Source organism: Curtobacterium sp. NPDC086286, from assembly GCF_044746255.1.
Lineage (GTDB): Bacteria > Actinomycetota > Actinomycetes > Actinomycetales > Microbacteriaceae > Curtobacterium.
The window spans coordinates 226,536-246,169 of the sequence record NZ_JBIVBW010000004.1; the positions used below are offsets into that span (position 1 = coordinate 226,536).

A 19,634-nucleotide genomic window follows, 5' to 3' on the forward strand; every position below is an offset into this window, starting at 1 on the left:
GTCCCGCGATGCGGTGGTCGTCAGCTGGTGAGCTGGCGTCGACCGCTCACGCGGACGATGACACCGGCGACGACGGCACCGACGATCGGGGCGACGATGAAGACCCAGAGCTGCGCGAGCGGTGTCGCCCCGCCGTAGACGGCGGCAGCGATCGAGCGCGCCGGGTTCACGCTGGTGTTGCTGATCGGGATGCTCACGAGGTGGATCAGCGTCAGGGTGAGCCCGATGCCGATCGGCGCGACGGCCTGGTACTCCCGCTTGGCGGTGATCGAGAGGATGACGGCGATGAAGACACCGGTCAGCACCGCCTCGGCGAGGAACACCGACCCGAGGCCGTACCCGCCGGGGCTCGCCGAGCCGTACCCGTTCGAGGCGAAGCCCCCGTCACGAGCGGCCGCGAAGGCCCCCGGCTTGCCGGAGAGCACCGCGGCGATGATGCTCGTCGCGGCGAGTCCGCCGACGATCTGGGCCACGATGTAGCCGGCGACGTGGCGGGCATCGGTGCGGCCCGCTGCGAGCAGACCGAGCGTGACCGCGGGGTTGAAGTGACCGCCGGAGATGTGCCCGACGGCCGAGATCCCGGCCACGAGCGTGAGACCGAACGCGAGGGCCACGCCGAGGTAGTCGACGCCCTGCTGGTTGTCCGTGGCGCTCGGGACGTTCGCGGCGAACAGCGCGGTGCCGACACCGCCGAGCACGAGGAGGAACGTGCCGAACAGCTCGGACGCGTACCGGGCCACCGGCGACCAGGCGGCCGCGTCCTCACGGCGCTGCTCGGACGTGGACTCGCTGACGGGTTCGTCCGCGGCGCGGTCGTGGTTGCGGTTCGCCATCGTGGTGTTCTCCGTTCGGTGCGGGTGTCGGTGTTCCGGCCGGTCGTCGGTGTTCCGACGGCTGTCAGTGGACGCGGGTGGATTTGGCGAGGGTGGAGCGGGTGCCGCCGGTGAGGTGCACGAGGACCGGGATCTGCCGGCCGAGGGTGCGGTCCAGGACGGTGATGGCCCGGTCGACGGCGGTGAGGACGGTGACGGCGTCACCGCCGCGGCGGACCGCGACGCGGATGCGTGCGGCGCGTTGCCGGCGGACGAGGTACGTGTCGACGCGGGCGCTGATGACGTCGCGGACGCCGTCGAGTTCGTGGTCGACGACGTCGCGGACGAGGGCGACGTTGACGGTGACCTGGTCGTCGCCGGAGCGTTCCCGGACGGCGACGGACGTGCCGCCGCCACCGCGGGTGAACACCCACACCAACGCCAGGACGATCACCACGGCGCAGACCGCGACGATGATCCACAGCGACGACGCCGGCACGGTCAGGTTCCGGGGCAGCTGGATGGTGCCGGAGATCGCGTCGCGGACGGCGGGCAGGACGCCCGCGCCGATGGTGATGCCGACGATGACCGCGACGAGGCCGAGGACGAACAGGATGATCCGGTTCAGGGTCCGGTTGCTCTTGGTCATGCGAGGGTTCCCTTCTCCTCGACCGTGACGCTGACGCGTCGGCCGAAGCGTTCGTCCAACCCGGACAGGCGGTCCCGGACGGCGTCGCGGATGACCGCGTCGTCGACGGGGATCCCGCTGACGGGCACCACACGGACCGTGGTGGAGCGTCCGCGGGCGGTCGCGGAGGCGTTGCCCTCCGGGACACCCGCAGCCATCCCGGCGGCGTTCGCGGCGGTGGAGGCGAGGATGCGGGTGTCGATGACGACGGCACCGCGGTCGTGGTCGATGACGGAGCGGTGCTGCCGGCCGGGCTTCAGGGCCAGGACGATCAGGACCACGCCGAGGACCAGAAGGACCACGGCGATGACCTCCGCGATCGTGACGAACGCGGCGTCCGGGCGGAGCGCAGCGTCGACGACGGTCTGCGGGTCGGCGAGCAGCGGGGGCCGGCCGATGGCGGCGAGGACCGCTTCGGCGCCGATCCACGCAGCGACCAGGGCGAGCACCACGAGCGACACCGCCACGGCGGTCGAGCGGGAGCGGTGCACGCTCCGGCGACGGATGCGTCGTTCGACGGAACCGTTGCTCATGATGGCCTCCTAGGCGATCCGGGACTGGTGCTCGCGCACGATCCCGGTGAGTTCGATGTGGGCACTACCCACGCGGCGGCCGGTGAGTTCCCCGACACGGCCCTTGACCTCGTCCGCGACCCGGGCGGTGCGGGTGACGATGTCGTCGCCCGCGGCGATGGGGCCGGTGATGTCGAGCGCGAGCGCGCCGGCGGTGTCGCCGAGACCGACGCGCACCCGCTTGGCGGGGGCGCCGAGCCGTTCGGCTGCGACGGCCCGCGCCAGCGAGGTCAGTGCGCGAGCGGTGATCTCGACACGGCCCGGGACGTCCGGGCCGGCGTTCACCGGGAGCTCCGGCGTCCGGTCAGCACGTCGGCGAGGGCACCCCGGTCGATGCGGCCGGTGACGAGGGCGGCCACGAGGGCCCCGACGGCGCCGAACACGACCACGAGCACGAAGCCCCAGAACCCGAACTGCAGCGCCACGACGGCGAGGATCGCCCCGATGAGGGCTCCGATCAGTGTGTTGCTCATGCGACTCGCGCTTCCTTCTTCTCGTCGTCCTTGTCGTCGTCGTCACCCGGGATGAACACGTCCTGCACGGTCACGTTCACCTCGGCGACCTCCATGCCCACGATCTGCTCCAGCGCACGAGCGACACCGGCGCGGACACCGTCAGCGACCTGCTGCAGGGCGACGGGGTACTCCGCGACGATCACGATGTCCGCCGCGACCTGCTTCTCACCGACCTCGACCTTGACGCCCTGCCCGAAGTCACGCTGCCCGATCGCGTCACGGATCGCACCGATCGCACGCGCGGCACCGTTGCCGAGGGAGTGCACCCCGTTCACCTCACGCGCAGCGATCCCGGCGACCTTCGACACGACGGTGTCATCGATCGTGGTCTTGCCCGTGACGCCGCCGCTGTGGGTGCCCGTGTTCCGAGCGACCGCCGAAGCCGTCGCAGCCGAAGCAGTCGTGGTGGTCGTGGTGTCAGCCATGTTCGTTCCTTCCGTTGACCCGCCGGGCGTTCCCAGCGGTTGCTGTTCACGGATGAGACGGGGCCCACCAGACGGAAGTCACACCCGGCTCGTGCTGTTCAGCGATGTCCCAGGAACGGGGTCGAACGACGGGGTTCTTGTCCCCCGCCGACGACCGCGGCGGCACCTGGCGCGCAAAGCGGCCGCAGCGTCGCGCGGGCTGTCCCGTTCCCGCGCGATCCCGGGGCCGCACGGGCTCGAGCGTGCGGAGCGCCGGCGACGGGAGTAGCGGCTACAGGTCCTGCAGTCGGCGCCCGGTGATCCCCTCGTTCCACCGCGTGACCGAACCCCCGACAACCGACTCGTGGTGTCCCGCGTGCCCGTCGGCGAGTCCGCAACGCCACCGGTCGAAGACGCTGAGGCACGGGACGCGGGGAAGCCGGTCGGACCCGGTGCCGCTCGGGACCGGTTCGGCGGGGTACGTGGCGTTGCTGTCGTCGATCATTCCGCGGAGAAGACGACGCGACACCCGGTTCCGTCACGAAACGGTCGGCCTCCGGTCCGCCCGGGCGTTTCGCCGCCGGCCGGTGCAGGGTGGACGGACCACGGCCGGACGGCGACCGTGGACGACGACCGGAAGGCGGGGATGGACCACGACGATCCCCTCCTGCGTGCGGAGGACGCCACCCTCGTGGTCCGTGCCGTCGAGGGCGACGTGCGCGCGTTCGAGGTCCTCGCCCGGCGCCACGGCCCGGTGATGCGCCTCTACGCCGAGCAGATGCTCGGTTCGAACGTCGAGTCGGACGACGTCGTGCAGGACTCCTTCCTGACCGGCTGGCGTCGACTGTCCGACCTCAACGACCCGGCCCGGTTCCGTCCGTGGGTGATGCAGATCGTCACCCGGAAGGCGCTCGACCGGCTCCGCCGACGACGACACCACGACGACGTCGACACCGTGCAGCACCCGGCCGAGGTCGCTCGGCAGCCGGAGCGTATCGTCGAGACGCGGATGCAGCTCGACGCGATGTGGACCGCGCTCGACCGCCTCCCCGCAGACCAGCGGCGGTGCTGGCTCCTGCGTGAGACGGTCGGCTACAGCTACCAGCAGATCGCCGACGAACTCGAGCTGCCGGTGTCGACGGTGCGTGGGCTGCTCGCTCGTGCCCGTCGGTTCCTGACCGTGGAGATGGAGGCATGGCGATGAGCGACATCGACGATGTCCCCGTGCCCGAGGACGACCTCGACGGCCACACGATGGAGGAGCTCGCGGAGTACCTCGATCGTGGCCGGTCACCACGCGACCCCGCCATCGAGGGCTCTGCCTCGTGCCGCCTCGCCCTGTCGAACATGGAGCGGCTGCGCGAACTCTCCCTCGGCGCCCTGCAGCACCGGGCCGACGCCGAACCGGACCGCGAGACCGACTGGGTCGACCGGTTGCTCGCGACGATCCGCTCCGAGGTCCGCCCCGGTCGTGACGTGCCCGTCCCCCACCCCGATCCCCGACTCCGCCTGTCCATGACCGAGGCCGCCGTCCGTGGACTGGTCCGGCGGACCGGCGACACGATGGGCGGGGTCGTGATGGGCAGCTGCACACTCGACGGTGAACTCGGCGACCCCGGGGCCCCCGTCCACGTGCGCGTGACCGCCGGACTCGTCTACGGGGCGCCCGCGGACGAGACCGCCGACCGCCTCCGGGTGCGGATCGCCGCGGCGCTCGCACGCCACACCACCCTGACCGTTGCGTCCGTCGACGTGGTGTTCGACGACGTCTACCTGCCGTAGGAGTCCGACGTGAGCGACGAAGCGCTGTCCCGAGCCCTCACCGACCGGATCCGGAGCGTCCCCGGCGTCACGGGCGTGTACCCGACGAGGCCGATCGTGCACGCGGCCGCGGAGGCCGTCGCGTCGACCTTCGCGCTGCAGGAGCCCGACGTGCTCGTCGACGTGCACCGCGACGGCTCGGCGCTCCGGATCGGGGCGGGGATCGCCGTCGACGACGCACGTCCGGCACCGGAGACGGTCCGTGAGGTGGGCGAGCGCATCCGCGACCTGGTCGACGAGCGGACGGGCGCCCCAGCCGACCTGGTCGAGGTGACGATCCGGCTCGTCGAGGGCATCGGCGGACCGGTCGACGAATCGGCCGGTCCCGATGCGGGCGAGCACTTCGCGACACCCGGCTGACGGGGGACGTGCGGCCCTCGACGCACCGCGGAGGGACGGGAGGCGCGGTGCGGGCCCGCACCGCGCCTCCCGTCCGCACGTGGTCACGGACGAGGCGGTCGTCCTGTCGTTCCGTGCTCGTGTGGCGACGATCGACCGCAGCCGCCACCTCGACGCGTCAGGTCGCGGCGGACGTCGCCCCGTCCTCGGTGCGTACGGCCGACCTGGCGCCGGGGGTGGCCCAGACCGTGCCGTCGGCGGCGAACGCGAGCACGTCGACGTCGGCGTCGCTCGTGAGCCGCCGGAGGTCGTCCTCGTCGCCGGCGACGACCGCGGTCGCGAGGACGTCCGCCGTGACGATGTCGTCGGCGATGACCGTCGCCTGGACGAACGTCGGGGTCGCCCGGCGCCAGATGTGCTCGCCGCGCTCGGCGGTGCCGGAGGTCGCGACCGCACGACGAGGTGCCTCGAGCCGGACGACGCCGACGACGGTGTCCCGGTGCGCCGGGTCGACGACGCCGACGCTCCAGGGGTCGTCGGCGCGGTGGTGGCCGCGGACGAGCACGTCGCCGCCGGCGCTGACCATCCAGTCGCCGCTGCTGCTCGCGGCGTCGAGGACGGCTCCGGCGTCGCGGACCGCGAGCGCCTTCACGACGCCGGAGAGGTCGATCACGCCGTCCGGGCGGTGCGGGGTGAACGCTCCCCCGGTGCGCTCCCGCCAGTCGAGCGCGAGCGCGTAGACGTCACGCACCTCGGACGGGGTGTCCGCGAGCCGGACCGAACCGTCGGCGACGCGGCTGAGGACCGACGACGGGTCGTACAGGCTGTAGCGGTGGTCGTAGCCGGCGAAGACGGCGCGCACCTCGGATGTGGCCTCCGGGGTGGCACCCCAGAGACTCACGACGGTGCCCATCGTCTCGAAGGTCGCGACGCGGCTCACAGTCCGGCCTTGTCGATCGCGGACTGGAGCGACGTGGTGTAGCCCTCGCTGGTGAAGGTCGCGCCGCTGACGGACTGGATCTGCGCGGACTGCGCCTGCAGCGCCTCCTGACGGAGGATGGGGGCCGCCTGCTGACTGATCTGTACCGACCGCCCGTCGCTGTTCGTGAGCTGCAGCGGTGACGTCGGTGATCGTCCCGTTCGCGACGGTGATCTGGACCTGCACCGGGCCGTACCGGGTCTGCGTCGTGTCGCCGGTGAAGATGCCGGTGGCGGAGGACCCGCCGGTGGTGCCGGTGCCGGTGCTGCTGCCGGTGGTGCCGGCTCCGGACGTCGTGCTCTGCTGTGCCGGTGCGGTGACCGCGGGCTGGCCGCCGAGCTGCCACCCGACGACCAGGACCGCGATGGACGAGACGACCCCGCCGGCGATGACGCGTGCTCTCATGACTCGAACCGTTCCTGGTGGATCTGGTGCTCGGGGACACCGGCCGTTCGGGCTTCGCGGACGACCAGGTCGGACCAGGCGCGCGGCCCGCAGACGTACAGGTCCGACTGGAGCAGGTTCGGGAACACCGACCGGAGGGAGACCCCGCGCCGGACGTCCTCCTCGGTCATCCAGCTCTCACGGGAGCGGGACCGGTGACCGACCATCGTGTACAGCCGGCTGCCCGTCGCCTCGGCGAGGTCGGCGGTCTCGTGCCACAGGTACTGCTGGTCGGCGTCGGTCCCGCGCAGCAGCACGGTGGCCTCACCCGGACGGAGGTCGGTGTCCTCGAGCAGCGACCGCACGGGGGTGATCCCGATGCCGGAGGCGACGAGGGCGAGGTACGGAGCGGTCCGAGCCCGGCTGGTGAACAGGCCGTAGGGGCCCTCGAGGGAGACGAACGCACCCGGGGTGATCCGGCCGAGTCGCGCGGAGCCCGCGCCGAGGTCGCGCACCGTGATGCGGGCACGATCGCGGCCGGGGACGGCGGAGAACGACACCGGGTGGGCGTGCCACCAGGTGCGGGCGGTCCAGAAGCGCCACACCCCGTACTGCCCGCCCTCGGTCCCGAGGCGGTCGAGGTCCCGTCCGGCGAGGTGGATCGACACGACGCCCGGTGCGATGGGCTCGACGCCGACGACACGGATGCGGTGGCGGAGCGTCACGACGAGGGGCAGCGCGAACCGGTACAGGGCGATCAGGCCGAGGGCCAGGACGTACAGCGCGATCCAGTAGACCCGCTGCCACGTGCCCTGCGCGAGGACGCTGCCGACGCTGAGCATGTGCGGCAGCGCGACGAGTACCGCGGCGTAGCTGAGGAGGTGGATGACGTGCCAGGCCTCGTACGGCAGGCGACGGCGGACCGCGACGAGCGAGGACACCACCACGGCGACGAAGAGTCCGAGTGCGAGGTAGGCCAGCGGCATGTCCGGCGTGGAGAAGAGCGCGATCGTCTCGGCGATCGGCCCGGTGCCCGCCGAGGCGCCGTACCCGAGGGTCAGGAGCGCTCCGTGCGCGAGCAGCAGGTACAGCACGGGCTTCCCGAGCGACCGGTGCACCGCGATGGCGTTGTCCTGGCCGAAGGTCCGGTCGATGAGCGGCACGCGCGCGGCGAGCACGAGCATGACGAGCACGAGGTCGGTCGCGACGAGACCGGCGACGATCCCGGCGTCGGTGAGCCAGCCGCCGATGCCGACGACCGTGTGCGATCCCGGCGACACGAGCCAGAGCATGACGGCCACCGCTGCCGAGACCCAGGCGAGGATCCCGAGCAGGTCGGTGACGGCGTTGCGGCGGCGTCCGGCTCGGCGGCGACGACGGGCCGCGACCTCGAGGGGTTCGTCGTCTCCGACGGGTCTCGGAACGGGACGAGCAGTGGGGCGAGCGGTGTCGATCATCGGCTCGTTCCTCTCCAGCATGTGATCGGGTGGCTCACAGCATCGGCATCGGAGCTATGGAGGAACCCGGAACGGGACGTGTCCTTCGTTCGAGACCTCGAGTGATCGACGCCGGCGTCGGATCGGCGTCAGATCGCGGGCAACCGGACGGTCGCGATCGCGCCGCCGTACTCACCGTTCTCGCCGTTCTCTCCGTTCCGGAGCGACGCCGATCCACCGGCGCGCTCGGCGATCCCGCGCACGAGCGCCAGACCGAGTCCGCTGCCACCGAGCACCGCACGCCGCGCACTGTCCGCCCGGGCGAACCGCTCGAAGGCCTGGGGCAGGAAGTCCTCGGGGACACCGTGACCGTCGTCGACGACGGTGAGTTCGAGCGCGTGCGATGCGTCCTGGGCGAGCGTCACCCGGATCACACCGCCGTCGTCCCCCGCGGCGATCGCGTTCGCGACGAGGTTGTCGACGATCCGGGCGAACGCCGCGGGCTCGAGCGCGTACCGCTCGTCGGGGGCGTCGAGTGCCACGGTGAAGTCGATGTCACGGTCGACGGCGCCGCCGAGTGCTCGCGCGCGGTCGATCGAGCCCATCAGCTCCGTCACGAGCGCGGCCGCCGGGGTCGACGGTGCGGGACCGGACTCGTCGAGCCGGCTGAGCTCGAGCATCGTGTTCGCGAGCGCCACCAACCGCGCGGCGTCTCCTTCGGCGCCGCGCAGCTCGCGTTCGAGGGCCTCGGCATCGCCCGACGAGCGGTGCGCGAGTTCGAGCCGAGCGGTCAGGGCGGCGAGCGGTGTCCGGAGTTCGTGACTGGCGTCGGACACCATCCGCCGCTCCCGCTCGGCGTTCTCGCGCTGCCGGTCGATGAAGGCGTTGAGCGTCCGGGCGAGGGCGGCGAGCTCGTCGTCCGAGCTCCCGACCGGCAGGTGGCCGCCCGCGGTCCCGGCGCTCAGGTCCTCGGCGGTCCGCCGCATCCGCCCCACGGGTCGGAGGGCCAGCGTCGAGAGCAACCAGGCCGTCGCCGCGAACGCCACGAGCGCCAGGACCGTCCCGACGACGAGCGAGCGGTCCACGCGCTCGAGTGTCTCCTGCCCGGCACGGCCGTCGTGGGCCGCCCACACGACCGCGGAGCCGTCGTCGTTCGTGACCGGCACCCCGACGACGGTGACGAGCCGGTGCCCGGTGTGCAGACGGAGCGTGACCTCGTCCTCGGGGACGCCGGACGGCAGTGATGCCCGGACGTCGCGCGGCAGGGAGTCGACGAGCCACGAACCGGAGGAGGTCCGGATCCCGACCAGGACGTCCTCGGCGGGGCGGTCCGGCGCCTCGTCCGGGTTGTGGCGGAGGTCGGAGACGAACGGCGCGGCGTCCCCGGCGGCGAGGGACTCGTCGGTCGCGATCGTCGCCCGCTCGATCTGCACGTGCAGCACGACCGCGATCCCGGAGAGGACCACGGCGCCCACGACGAGGCTGCCGAGCGTGATGCGCGCGCTGATCGAGAGGCGGCGGAGGACCCTCATGCCGTCGACACGACCTCGAGCGCGTAGCCGACGCCGCGCACGGTGCGGATCGCGACGTCGGCATCCGCCGCCTGGAGCTTCTTGCGGACGTAGCTCACGTACTGGTCGACGATCGTCGGGTCGAAGTGCTCGGCGCTCCCCCAGACCTCCTCGAGGACCTCGGCGCGGGTCCGCGGTGCCGGCGAGCCCTGGATGAGGAACCGCAGCAGCGAGAACTCCTTGACGCTCAGCGGCAGGTCACGCCCGCGCACGGCGGCGCGGACGGCGACGGTGTCGAGTCGGACCGAGCCGGCCTCGACGACCGTCGCGGTCCCCGCCGCGCGACGGCGCAGGTGGGCTCGGATGCGGGCGTTGAGCTCGGCGATCGCGAACGGCTTCGTGAGGTAGTCGTCGGCTCCGGAGTCGAGCCCGAAGACCCGGTCGTCCACCGCGTCGCGCGCCGTGACGAGCACGACCGGGAAGTCCTCGCCCATCTCGCGCAGCCGACGGCAGACCTCGAACCCGGACATCTCCGGGAGCATGACGTCGATCGCGGCCGCGTCGAAGGACTGCGCGCGGGCCTGGACGAGCGCGGCGACGCCGTCGGACACGACGGTCACGGCGTGCCCCTCGCCGACGAGCCCGCGTTCGACGAGCGCACCCATCTCGGGGTCGTCCTCGACCACCAGGATGTTCGCCACGTCACACCACCCCGCTCGTCCCGAGGAGCGATCCGATGACGAACGTCGCCGTGGTGGTCATGCCCCCAGCGAACCAGGTCCGGGCGCTTCCGTTCGTGTGAGGTTTCGAACGATGCCGGCGCCCGGAACCGCTTGGCTGGAGCCACAGCGCCGGTGTCGATCGGCGCACGATGAGGAAGGCCGACATGGACTGGCAGTTCGGCGGGATACCGCTCCACCCCCTCTTCGTCCACCTCACCTCCGTTGCCGTCCCGGTCGCGGCCCTCACCGCGATCGCCGTCGCCGTGTGGCCGAGAGCACGGCGGTGGCTCGCGGTCGGTGCGCCGATCATCGGGCTCGTCGCACTGGTGTCCGTGCCGCTCGCGACGTCTTCCGGCGAATGGCTGGAGCACCACGAGCGGGAGACCGCCTTGCTCGAACGGCACACCGAGCTCGCCGACGGGATGCTCCCGTGGTCGATCGCGGTGTTCGCGCTCCTGGCGCTCTGGTGGGCCTGGCACCGGTTCGGCACCGCCCGGGTGACGAACCGCGGCGCGGTGCGGGCCGTCGGGATCATCGGGCCGGTGCTGCTCGTGGTGGTCGCCGTCGTCTCGATCGTCGAGGTCGTCGTCATCGGCCACGCCGGGGCCGAGTCCGTCTGGAAGGGGTAGGCGCCGCTCCACGTCGGACAGGAGGCGCGGTGCGGGCCCGCACCGCGCCTCCCGTCCGACCGTGCGCCGGTCAGTGCGTGTGATCGCCGGTGCTGGTGGCCACCGCGGGGGTCACTGTGAACCGGTCGACGTTGCGCATCGCGTCGCGGAGGTGCTCCTCGGCGTGCTCCGCGAGGTGCGTGGCGGCGTGCAGGTCGGTGGCCGCGACCTCGACCGTCGCGGATCCCGTGAGCCGGTGCCCGATCCAGCGGAGCCGGACGTCACGGACGGCGAGTACTCCGTCGGCGTGCTCGAGCGCGTGTTCCGCCCGGCCGACCAGCGCGGGATCGACCGCGTCCATGAGCCGCGCCCCGATCGACCGCACCGTTCTACAGAGCAGCAGCAGGATCGAGATCGAGATGAGCAGACCGATGATCGGATCGGCGAGCGGGAAGCCGAGCGTCACGCCGACCGCGCCGAGGACCACCGACAGGGAGGTGAAGCCGTCGAGCCGGGCGTGCACCCCGTCGGCCACGAGCGCCGCCGAACCGATGCGCTGACCGACGCGGATGCGGTAGATCGCCACGATCTCGTTGCCGGCGAACCCGATGAGCCCGGCGGCGACGAGCAGCCACGGCGCCTCCACCGGGCGTGGGTGCACGAAACGATCGATCGCCTGCCAGCCGGCGACGACGGCGGAGAGCGCGACGACGAAGACGATGAACATGCCGGCGAGGTCCTCGGCGCGACCGTACCCGTAGGTCATCCGGCGGGTCGCGAGGCGGCGGCCGAGGACGAACGCGATCCACAGCGGCACGGCGGTCAGCGCGTCCGCGAAGTTGTGGATGGTGTCCGCGAGCAGGGCGATCGAGCCGGTGAACGCGACGATCACGGCCTGCAGGACCGTCGTGGCGAGCAGGACGAACAGGCTGGTCTTGAGCGCGCGGACGCCGGCGGCACTGGCTTCCATCGCGTCGTCGATCGAGTCGGCGCTGTCGTGCGTGTGCGGGACGAAGAGGTGCTGGAGGAAGCTCCGCACCCCACCGTGCGGATGCGAGTGGTCGTGCCCGTGGTCGTGCCCGTGGTCGTGCGGGTGCGTGTGGTCGTGGCCGCTCATGCTCGTCCCGGCTCCCCGCGGTGGTGCGGTGGCGCCCCGACCACGTGTTCCGCCTGCTTGACCGCGTCGATGACGAGCTCGGACGCGTGCTCGTCCGTGAGCCGGTAGAACACCGTCGTGCCCTCGCGCCGCGTCGAGACCATCCGGGCGAGCCGCAGCTTCGCGAGGTGTTGCGAGACCGCTGCCGGAGTCTTGTCCACGACGTCCGCCAGGTGGTTCACGGACATCTCCTCGGCGCTCCGCAGCGCGAGGATGATCTTCACCCGGGTCGCGTCCGCGAGCATCGCGAACACCTCGACCGCGAGCTCGACGTACTCCGACTCCGGATCGAGTCCGCATGGTTGCTTGTCTACGTGCACACGCAGATAGTAATGCACTGGTGCGTCACCGCCACCCGGGGTACCCGCTCAGGGCATCCCACCCGGCCGCCCGGCACGCGACCATCGAACGGTGATCACCTCGACGCCCCGGGCCGCGCTCCTCCTGGCATCCCTCGGGTTCTTCCTCATCACGCTCGACATCCTGATCGTGAACGTCGCGCTGACGTCGATCGGCCGGGAGCTCGGCGGCAGCACCTCGGGCCTGCAGTGGGTCATCGACTCGTACACGCTGCTCTTCGCGTCCCTGCTGCTGTTCGCCGGCAACCTGTCCGACCGCATCGGTGCGAAGCGTGCCATCGGGTGGGGCATCGCCGGGTTCCTGCTCGCCTCGGTCGCCTGCGCGATCGCTCCGACGCTCGGCACCCTGATCGGAGCGCGCGCCGTCCAGGGCGCTGCGGCAGCGGTCATGCTGCCGGCGTCGATGGCGCTCGTCCGCGAGGGGTTCCCGGACGCCCGCGAACGCGCCCACGCCCTCGGCATCTGGGCGGTCGGCGGCGCGGTGGCCGGAGCGGTCGGGCCGGTCCTCGGCGGCGCCCTGACCACGGTCGACTGGCGGCTCGTGTTCGCGATCAACCTCCCGGTCTGCTCGGTCATGCTCGGCATGCTGCTGCGGGTGGCGCCCTCGCCCCGTCGCCCGAGCCGGTTCGACCCCGTGGGCCAGGTGCTGGCGCTGCTCACCCTCGCCGGACTCGTCTTCGGCCTCATCGAGGGCGGCGCGCACGGCTTCGGCACCGGGTACGTCGTCGCCGCACTCGTGGCCGCCGCTGCATCGCTCGTCGGGTTCCTCGTCGTCCAGGCCCGGGGTCGCTCCCCGATGATGCCGCTCGACCTGTTCCGGTCGAGCGGCATGCGGATCGCGCTCGGAGTCGGGTTCGCGTTCATGGTCGGCAACTTCGGCAGCGTCTTCGTGCTGAGCCTGTACCTGCAGCAGCACCTCGGGCTTTCGCCGCTGCTCGCCGGACTCGTGTTCCTGCCGTCCGCGGCGTGCAGCATCGTCGGCAACGTCGTCAGCGGCACCCTCGCCAACCGCTTCGGCGCCCGCGTCCCGGTCGTCGCCGGACTCACCACGATGGTCCTGGGTCTCGTCGTGGTGATCGTGTCCGCACCGTTCGACTCGTGGGTCGCCGTCGCCGTCTGCGCGGTCCTGACCGGCGCGGGCGGATCGGTCGCGATGCCGCCGGCGACGTCCGTCGTCCTCGCCAGCGTCCCCCCGGAACGCTCGGGGACCGCGAGCGCCGTCTTCAACACCTTCCGCCAGGTCGGCGGCGCGGTGGCCATCGCCGTGTTCGGCGCCCTCCTCGCCGACCGGGCGCACTTCGTGACCGGCACCCAGGTCAGCTTCGTCGTCGCGGGAGCCGTCATCCTCGTCGCCGCGGTCGCGGCCACCCGCATCCGCACCACGTGACGGTCGGTCCGGTCGGGCGGGAGGCGACCAGTGACGGACGGGAGGCGCGGTGCCGGCTGGCACCGCGCCTCCCGTCCGCTGGGTGGTCGCGTGGCGACCCGGTGTCAGCGAGCCGTCGTCACGCGCGTCCGTCCGCCGCAGCGGGGTCGGCGGCGTGCGCCGCGTCCCGGCGCTCGGTGGCGTCGAGGGATCCGAGCAGGCGGAGCGCATCCGACGTCGGCGAGCCCGGTTCGGCCGTGTAGAGCAGGAAGCTCAGCGCCGGGTCGCTCATCAGGCGGGAACCCTCGAACAGCAGGTCGAGCGCGCCGACGACCGGGTGCACGAAGTGCTTCTCGCCGGTGCCGTGCCGGCGGACGTCGTGCGCACCCCACTTCGTCCGGAACTCGGGGCTGCGTGTGGAGAGCTCGCCGACGAGGTCCTGCAGCTCCCGGTCGTGCGGGTCATGCCCCGCGGCGGCCCGGAGGATCGCCACGCTCTGGTCGGCGGCGAGGTCCCAGTCCGGGTAGAACGCGTCCGACCACTCGCGGTCGAGGAAGGCTGCGCGGGCGAGGTTCGGGCGCTCGGCCTTCCGGAAGAGGTCGGCGTAGAGGGCCCGTCCGAGCGCGTTCGCGCCGAGCACGTCGAGGCGGTCGTTGCGGATGAACGCCGGTCCCCCGGTGAAGGCGTCGAGCGCGTACTGCAGGCCGGGCCGCAGCGTCTTCGGGGTCGTGGACCGGCGGCGGGCGGCCCGCACCGGCGAGGCGTTCGCGGCACGGGCGAGGTCGAACAGGTGGTCGCGTTCGGCGTCGTCGAGGAGCAGCGCACCGGCGATCGCGTGCAGGACGCTCTCGGACACCCCGGAGAGACTGCCGCGCTCGAGCCGGGAGTAGTACTCGACGCTCACGTCGGCGAGCATCGCCACCTCGCCGCGGCGGAGGCCCGCGACCCGCCGGTTCGCTCCTGCGGGCAGGCCGACCTGCTCGGGGCGGACGCGGGCGCGCCGGCTGACGAGGAAGTCCTTGACGTCGTCGCGGTTCGTGCTCATGGACGGGGACTGATCCGGACGGTCGCCGAGGTCGGTCCGTCCTGCAGCATCGGGGGCAGGTAGGGGCTGCCGGCGTACTTCGCCTCGTAGGCGGCGTCGATGCGGCTGTTCAGGTCGGGGCCGACGGCCTCGAAGGCCGCCTCGTGCTCGGCCCCGGCGGCGCGGATCCTGCCGGCACCCTGCTCGACGGCGGCCCGGTACCACCGGGAGCGCCGACCGTTGTAGGCGCGGGCGTACAGCTCGCCGTCGACGACCACGGACCAGATCCACGTCGGCGTGCCGTACGTCGTGCCGTCCCCCCGGAACGGGCTGACGTGGAGGTCGTCGCTCGCGGCGATCGCGGCGATGGTGTCCTCGTCCCAGGTCGTCATCGGGTCACCGGCCCGCGAGGTCGTCGTCGGAGATGTGCTCGAGCCACGTGGTCGTGGTCGACGGGTCGTCGGCGCTCTCGAGCATCGCGAAGTGTTCCATGAAGGTGCCCTCGGCGGAGGCGTGGAAGTGCTCCTCGCCCGGTGAGACGTACACGGTGTCACCGGGATGCGCGGTCACCACCTTCCCGTCGCGGGTCCCGAAGCGCGCCACGCCCTGGGTGACGCGGAGGAACTGGCCGCGGGCGTGGGAGTGCCAGGCGGTGCGGGCACCGGGGGCGAACTTCACCAGCGCGAGCGTCGCGCGCTGGTCGCCGTCCTGCGGGGTGACGATCGGGTCGACCCACACGTCGCCGGCGAACTGCTCCGGCGGGTTCTTGGCGGTGGGCTGCTTCTGCAGGATCTCCTGCGGCATGGGTGCGTCCTCTCTCGGCGGGTGGTCGTGTGCCCGCTCGGTCCGACGCTACGACCGATGGCGGTCGGGAGGGATGTCCTGACAGGGTGACCCTGTCGGTCTAGCGTTGCGGCATGGGCAGTGACGCACCACGGACGACCGATCGCGGCGACTCCACATCGACGCGGTTCCTCCGCCGCAACCGCGTCCGACTGCAGTCCCTCGTCGACCGGGTCATGCCCGCCGACGAGTACCCGTCGGCGTCCGAGGCCGGCGCGCTCGAGTTCCTGGCGTCGGTCCTCGACGAGCGTCCGGACTGGCTCGACCGGATCCGTGCGGTCGTGGACGGCCACGACCAGGACGACGACCCCGACTGGAGGTGGTTCGCGGGGATCGTCGCCGCCGGCTACTACGCCGACGCGGGCAACGGCGGCAACGCCGGCGAACGCTCGTGGGAGATGGTCGGCTGGCAGCCCGGGCCGCCGGCGGGGTGGAGCGTCCCGGTACCGGTGCCCACCGCGCAGCCGGTGGTGGTGCGCCCGGCGGAGTTGGCCGAGCGGTACGACGCGATCGTCATCGGTTCGGGCGCCGGTGGGGGTGTCGCGGCGTGCGGGCTCGCCGAGTCCGGGCGCCGGGTCCTCGTGGTCGAGGCCGGGTCCTGGCCGGGCACCGCCGACCTCGCGCAGGACCACATCCGCAATCCCCGGTCGACGTGGGGGCTCGCACCGCGGTCCGGTCCCGTCGACCTCGGCAACCCGCGCGTGATCGCCACGCGCGAGGGAGACCGGGTCGCCCGGCCGTCCGACTGGGACTGGCACAACAACGCCTTCACGGCGGGCGGTGGCACGAGGGTCTACGGCGCGCAGGCGTGGCGGTTCGCCCCGAGGGACTTCACGATGGCCACCGACCACGGCGTACCGGACGGCAGTGCCCTGGCGGACTGGCCGATCGGCTACGCGGACCTCGAGCCCTGGTACGAGCGGGCGGAGTGGGAGCTCGGCGTGAGCGGCGACGGCGACGGTCCGTGGGCCGGTCCCCGCACACGGGCGCTGCCGATGCCGGCGATGGCGGCGGGACCCGCGCGGGAGCGGCTGGCGCGGGCCGCGACCGAGCTCGGCTGGTCGACGGTGCACGTCCCGCTGCTCGTCAACTCGGTCCCCTTCCTCGGGCGGGGAGCGTGCGAGCAGTGCGGGATGTGCGTCGGGTTCGCCTGCCCCGTCGACGCGAAGAACGGCAGCCAGAACACGATGCTCCCCCGGGCCTTCGCCACCGGGAACGCGTCCGTCCTCCTCGAGACCCGGGCCGCGCGGATCCGGACGGATCGGTCCGGCCGCGTCGTCGGGGTGACGCTCGTCGGGACGGTCGACGGCCTGGACTGGCGTTCGGACGTCGACGCGGCGGAGGTCGTCGTCGCGGCGGGAGCGGTGGAGTCGGCCCGGCTCCTCCTCAACAGCCGCAGCGAGCAGGAGCCGAACGGGCTCGGCAACGGCCAGGACCAGGTCGGACGACACCTGCAGGGGCACCGGTACGGCGGCGCGATGGGCATCTTCGACGACGTCGTCGAGGACGGCCTCGGGCCCGGGCCGTCCATCGCCACGACCGACTTCCGGCACGGCGTCCCCGGGCAGATCGGCGGCGGGATCATCGCGGACGAGTTCGTCGCGACGCCTTCGAACACCTACGCGTACCTCACCGGGTTCGGGCTCCTCCCCCGTGCGGGCATCGACAGCAAGCACGGGATGCGCGACCTCGCCCGCCGGAGCATGCGGCTGATGGGGCCGATCCAGGAGGTCACGTCCGCCGACTCCCGCGTCCGCGTCGACCCCGCCGTCACCGACCGGTGGGGCGTCCCCGTCGCACGGTTCAGCGGTGGTCCGCACCCGGAGGACACCCGTGCCCGCGACCACACCAGTGCGCGGAGCGGGGACTGGCTCCGGGCCGCGGGTGCGACGCGGGTCGCCGAGATGCACGGGGAATTGACCGGGACGAGTGGTGGCCAGCACCAGGCCGGGACCCTCCGCATGGGCGATGACCCGCGCACGTCGGTCGTCGATCCGTTCGGCCGGGTGTGGGGACACGACAACCTGCGCGTCGCCGACGGGTCGGTGCACGTCACGAACGGCGGGGTGAACCCGGTGCTGACGATCTTCGCGACGGCGATGCGGACGATCGACGACATGGTCCGGTGACGTCGGGGGTCCCGTCCGCTACCCGCGGCGACGGGTGCGGGGGCCCGTCGGGTCCGGCGGGTCTGGCGGGTCCGGCGGGTCTGGCGGCTCCGTCGGGTCCGGCGGCTGACCGAGGACGGTCCGTCCGGCGAGCACGGCCAGCGCGACCTCGGTGACCGGGAGCCGGTTCCGCCGCGCGTGGTCGCGCAGCAGCGAGAACGCGGTCGCGGGGTCCACGCCGTTCCGGTTGGCGAGCCACCCCTTCGCCTGCTCGATGACCGTCCGGCTCTCGAGTGCCGCCTGCAGCTGCGCCTGCGTCGTCACGGCGTCGTCGATGGTCCGCTGCTGCACGACCGAGATCGCGGCGATGTCCGCCAGTGCCCGCGCGGCGACGAGGTCGTCCTCGTTGAACGCGCCCGTGGACTCGCCGAACAGGTTGAGCGACCCGATGACCGTCGCCCGGAGCCGCAGTGGGATCGAGTGGACAGCGCGGTACCCGGCGTCCGCAGCGGCTCTGGAGAAGTGCGGCCATCGTGACTCCGCGGCCAGGACGTCTGGGATCGAGACCACGGTCCCCGTCCGGGTGGCTTCGAGGCAGGGTCCGTCGCCGACCTCGAGCTGCAGGAGTTCGAGCAGTCCACTGTGGTGCCCCACCGAAGCGGCGATGTGCAACCGGTCGTCCGACCCGAACAGCATCAGCCCGGCAGCCTGGACGTCGAACAACGCCGCCGACTCGTCCACGAGGAGCTGCAGGCGGCCCGCGAGGTCCCGTGGACCGGTGGCACCGCCGACCAGTTCGATGATCGTGTCGAGCAGTCGTCGTTCGCGGTCGACACCCAAGGGGTCACTCCAGATTCGGTGATCAGAAGTGGCCGGTCGTGCGCTGCTCCAGCGGCCGGGGACCGCGTGGTCCCACCGTACGGCCCGCACATGCGAACGGCCCGGGCGTCCGACGTGCCTGACCAGCGCACAACGGAAGGCACCGCGAACCGCGGTTCCCCGTGGTTCGCGGTGCCTTCCGTTGTGCGCAAGCACCCCGCACCGCGGGGCGCCGCCGCGACCGCCGCGCGCCCCCGCGCCAGCCGATCTGTCGGGAAACGGGGGTGTCTCTCCGTGTTGTTGGCGGAACACCTGTCTCCTCCGAGGGAGCAACGATTCTCGGCAATCTGCGTTGGGTGTCTCCTCGCATCGACCTCCGCCGGGTCCATGACGAAGTTGTCGGTTCGGGTCCTCTTCCCCCGGCGGCGCGGGCACCTTCACGAAGACTGGGGGCCGTGGGCCCGCAGCACCCGTCGCGACTGATGGAACAAAGGTCGGGCTGCTGCCCGACAGGACCTGATCAACACTGCGCTTGCCCACGACGACCCAATCCGTCTGATGACCGCGGGATCTCCGCCGTCACAGGAGGAATGCCCGGCACGCCCCGAAGTGTGACGAGGATGCCGCACCAGTGCTGAGCTGTCACGCACGATCGCGGACTCAATGAGTGTTGCCGGCGCGACGCGGAGGAGCACACCGAACACGGCGTCGAAAGGGCCGCGAACCCTTTCCGAGTCATCGTCCAGGTCGACGCGCGCGCAGACCATGGCCGATGGACAACGAATGCATTGCCCGCAGCGGATGCCAAGAACGCCGCCTACCGGCACATCCTACAGTGACCAGCACTGTTGCGGTTGGGCAGGGACCCGCGGGCATCACTATCACCCCAGACGGGAGCAAGGCATATGTGGCCAACAGCTCCAGCAAAACAGTTTCCGTGATCACGCTGCAGTGAGCCGCTGCATTGTACAGGAACGCGCCAGCCGCCTCAGCGTGTCAATGGCCTCGAGTCTCGTGTAGGAGCAGCGACGAGTCCAACAATTGTCCTGGTGTCAGCGAGCATCGCGGGTCGTTTTTGTTGGCCCCGATCAGCTTCGCCACGACGCTGCGCCTGTCTCGCAACCAACCTTCATGACAGCGATTCTGGCTGATACTTGCGACACATAGT

Annotated in this window: 23 protein-coding genes; 6 read left to right on the forward strand and 17 right to left on the reverse strand. The window is 72.1% G+C overall.

Annotated features, from left to right (window positions below; all coding sequences use genetic code 11):
• Window positions 1-20: 20 nt before the first annotated feature.
• From aqpZ to ACIPKM_RS09295, 6 genes are all read right to left on the reverse strand, one after another.
• Entirely contained in the window at window positions 21-833 is an 813-nt protein-coding gene (aqpZ, locus tag ACIPKM_RS09270) for an aquaporin Z (RefSeq protein ID WP_402736623.1), read from the reverse strand.
• Between the two features lie 64 nt (window positions 834-897).
• A complete protein-coding gene (locus ACIPKM_RS09275; protein ID WP_402736624.1) occupies window positions 898-1,461 on the reverse strand; it encodes a hypothetical protein in 564 nt (187 codons plus the stop codon).
• Window positions 1,458-2,033 carry a DUF6286 domain-containing protein gene (locus ACIPKM_RS09280; RefSeq protein WP_402736625.1) on the reverse strand — a complete coding sequence of 192 codons (576 nt, stop codon included), beginning with the start codon at window positions 2,031-2,033 and terminating at the stop codon, window positions 1,458-1,460. Before ACIPKM_RS09280 ends, ACIPKM_RS09275 begins: the two co-directional genes overlap by 4 nt.
• Window positions 2,034-2,042: 9 nt before the next feature.
• Window positions 2,043-2,357: a hypothetical protein gene (locus tag ACIPKM_RS09285; protein WP_070418040.1), complete on the reverse strand. Its 315-nt coding sequence runs from the start codon at window positions 2,355-2,357 to the stop codon at window positions 2,043-2,045.
• On the reverse strand, window positions 2,354-2,545 hold the full coding sequence (locus ACIPKM_RS09290; protein ID WP_070418041.1) for a DUF2273 domain-containing protein: 192 nt from the start codon (window positions 2,543-2,545) through the stop codon (window positions 2,354-2,356). The genes ACIPKM_RS09285 and ACIPKM_RS09290 overlap by 4 nt, the downstream gene beginning before the upstream one ends.
• Window positions 2,542-3,012, reverse strand: coding sequence for an Asp23/Gls24 family envelope stress response protein (locus ACIPKM_RS09295; protein WP_261647440.1), 471 nt, complete (start codon window positions 3,010-3,012; stop codon window positions 2,542-2,544). Before ACIPKM_RS09295 ends, ACIPKM_RS09290 begins: the two co-directional genes overlap by 4 nt.
• Window positions 3,013-3,613: 601 nt before the next feature.
• On the opposite strand from ACIPKM_RS09295, the gene ACIPKM_RS09300 reads away from it, so the two are divergent.
• The 3 genes from ACIPKM_RS09300 to ACIPKM_RS09310 are packed head-to-tail and all read left to right on the forward strand — an operon-like array spanning window position 3,614 to window position 5,172.
• Window positions 3,614-4,195, forward strand: coding sequence for a sigma-70 family RNA polymerase sigma factor (locus ACIPKM_RS09300; RefSeq protein ID WP_261647441.1), 582 nt, complete (start codon window positions 3,614-3,616; stop codon window positions 4,193-4,195).
• Window positions 4,192-4,773, forward strand: coding sequence for a hypothetical protein (locus tag ACIPKM_RS09305; RefSeq protein ID WP_139219831.1), 582 nt, complete (start codon window positions 4,192-4,194; stop codon window positions 4,771-4,773). The genes ACIPKM_RS09300 and ACIPKM_RS09305 overlap by 4 nt, the downstream gene beginning before the upstream one ends.
• 9 nt (window positions 4,774-4,782) lie before the next feature.
• Window positions 4,783-5,172, forward strand: coding sequence for a hypothetical protein (locus ACIPKM_RS09310; protein ID WP_070418882.1), 390 nt, complete (start codon window positions 4,783-4,785; stop codon window positions 5,170-5,172).
• Between the two features lie 157 nt (window positions 5,173-5,329).
• On the opposite strand, the gene ACIPKM_RS09315 is transcribed toward ACIPKM_RS09310, so the two are convergent.
• The 5 genes from ACIPKM_RS09315 to ACIPKM_RS09335 all read right to left on the reverse strand — a co-directional run bounded on the left by ACIPKM_RS09315 (window position 5,330) and on the right by ACIPKM_RS09335 (window position 10,162).
• Window positions 5,330-6,064, reverse strand: coding sequence for an FAD:protein FMN transferase (locus ACIPKM_RS09315; RefSeq protein WP_402736682.1), 735 nt, complete (start codon window positions 6,062-6,064; stop codon window positions 5,330-5,332).
• Between the two features lie 23 nt (window positions 6,065-6,087).
• Window positions 6,088-6,267 (reverse strand): FMN-binding protein, encoded by a 180-nt coding sequence (locus ACIPKM_RS09320; RefSeq protein WP_402736683.1) that lies wholly within the window; start codon window positions 6,265-6,267, stop codon window positions 6,088-6,090.
• 264 nt (window positions 6,268-6,531) lie between these two features.
• Complete coding sequence (locus ACIPKM_RS09325; protein ID WP_402736626.1) at window positions 6,532-7,971, reverse strand: ferric reductase-like transmembrane domain-containing protein; 1,440 nt, start codon at window positions 7,969-7,971, stop codon at window positions 6,532-6,534.
• 128 nt (window positions 7,972-8,099) lie between these two features.
• Complete coding sequence (locus ACIPKM_RS09330) at window positions 8,100-9,482, reverse strand: ATP-binding protein (RefSeq protein ID WP_402736627.1); 1,383 nt, start codon at window positions 9,480-9,482, stop codon at window positions 8,100-8,102.
• Entirely contained in the window at window positions 9,479-10,162 is a 684-nt protein-coding gene (locus ACIPKM_RS09335; protein ID WP_261647446.1) for a response regulator transcription factor, read from the reverse strand. The genes ACIPKM_RS09330 and ACIPKM_RS09335 overlap by 4 nt, the downstream gene beginning before the upstream one ends.
• A 185-nt stretch (window positions 10,163-10,347) precedes the next feature.
• On the opposite strand from ACIPKM_RS09335, the gene ACIPKM_RS09340 reads away from it, so the two are divergent.
• A complete protein-coding gene (locus ACIPKM_RS09340) occupies window positions 10,348-10,812 on the forward strand; it encodes a DUF2231 domain-containing protein (RefSeq protein ID WP_402736628.1) in 465 nt (154 codons plus the stop codon).
• A 70-nt stretch (window positions 10,813-10,882) separates the two neighbouring features.
• Here ACIPKM_RS09340 and ACIPKM_RS09345 read toward each other — a convergent pair whose 3' ends face one another.
• Both ACIPKM_RS09345 and ACIPKM_RS09350 read right to left on the reverse strand, forming a co-directional pair.
• Complete coding sequence (locus ACIPKM_RS09345; RefSeq protein ID WP_402736629.1) at window positions 10,883-11,908, reverse strand: cation diffusion facilitator family transporter; 1,026 nt, start codon at window positions 11,906-11,908, stop codon at window positions 10,883-10,885.
• Window positions 11,905-12,267: a metalloregulator ArsR/SmtB family transcription factor gene (locus tag ACIPKM_RS09350; protein ID WP_092387361.1), complete on the reverse strand. Its 363-nt coding sequence runs from the start codon at window positions 12,265-12,267 to the stop codon at window positions 11,905-11,907. Before ACIPKM_RS09350 ends, ACIPKM_RS09345 begins: the two co-directional genes overlap by 4 nt.
• Window positions 12,268-12,358: 91 nt before the next feature.
• Between ACIPKM_RS09350 and ACIPKM_RS09355 the strand changes: the two genes are divergently transcribed.
• Complete coding sequence (locus ACIPKM_RS09355; RefSeq protein WP_402736630.1) at window positions 12,359-13,693, forward strand: MFS transporter; 1,335 nt, start codon at window positions 12,359-12,361, stop codon at window positions 13,691-13,693.
• Between the two features lie 118 nt (window positions 13,694-13,811).
• On the opposite strand, the gene ACIPKM_RS09360 is transcribed toward ACIPKM_RS09355, so the two are convergent.
• Genes ACIPKM_RS09360 through ACIPKM_RS09370 form a run of 3 tightly spaced genes read right to left on the reverse strand, consistent with a single transcriptional unit; the run spans window position 13,812 to window position 15,500 of the window.
• Window positions 13,812-14,717, reverse strand: coding sequence for a helix-turn-helix transcriptional regulator (locus tag ACIPKM_RS09360; RefSeq protein ID WP_402736631.1), 906 nt, complete (start codon window positions 14,715-14,717; stop codon window positions 13,812-13,814).
• A complete protein-coding gene (locus ACIPKM_RS09365; RefSeq protein WP_402736632.1) occupies window positions 14,714-15,088 on the reverse strand; it encodes a DUF2255 family protein in 375 nt (124 codons plus the stop codon). Before ACIPKM_RS09365 ends, ACIPKM_RS09360 begins: the two co-directional genes overlap by 4 nt.
• 4 nt (window positions 15,089-15,092) lie before the next feature.
• The gene (locus tag ACIPKM_RS09370; RefSeq protein ID WP_402736633.1) at window positions 15,093-15,500 is read right to left on the reverse strand and encodes a cupin domain-containing protein; all 408 of its coding nucleotides are present in this window, start codon (window positions 15,498-15,500) and stop codon (window positions 15,093-15,095) included.
• Between the two features lie 113 nt (window positions 15,501-15,613).
• On the opposite strand from ACIPKM_RS09370, the gene ACIPKM_RS09375 reads away from it, so the two are divergent.
• On the forward strand, window positions 15,614-17,668 hold the full coding sequence (locus ACIPKM_RS09375) for a GMC oxidoreductase (protein WP_402736634.1): 2,055 nt from the start codon (window positions 15,614-15,616) through the stop codon (window positions 17,666-17,668).
• A gap of 18 nt (window positions 17,669-17,686) precedes the next feature.
• On the opposite strand, the gene ACIPKM_RS09380 is transcribed toward ACIPKM_RS09375, so the two are convergent.
• Window positions 17,687-18,487 (reverse strand): ANTAR domain-containing protein, encoded by an 801-nt coding sequence (locus ACIPKM_RS09380; RefSeq protein ID WP_402736635.1) that lies wholly within the window; start codon window positions 18,485-18,487, stop codon window positions 17,687-17,689.
• Window positions 18,488-19,634: the final 1,147 nt, after the last annotated feature.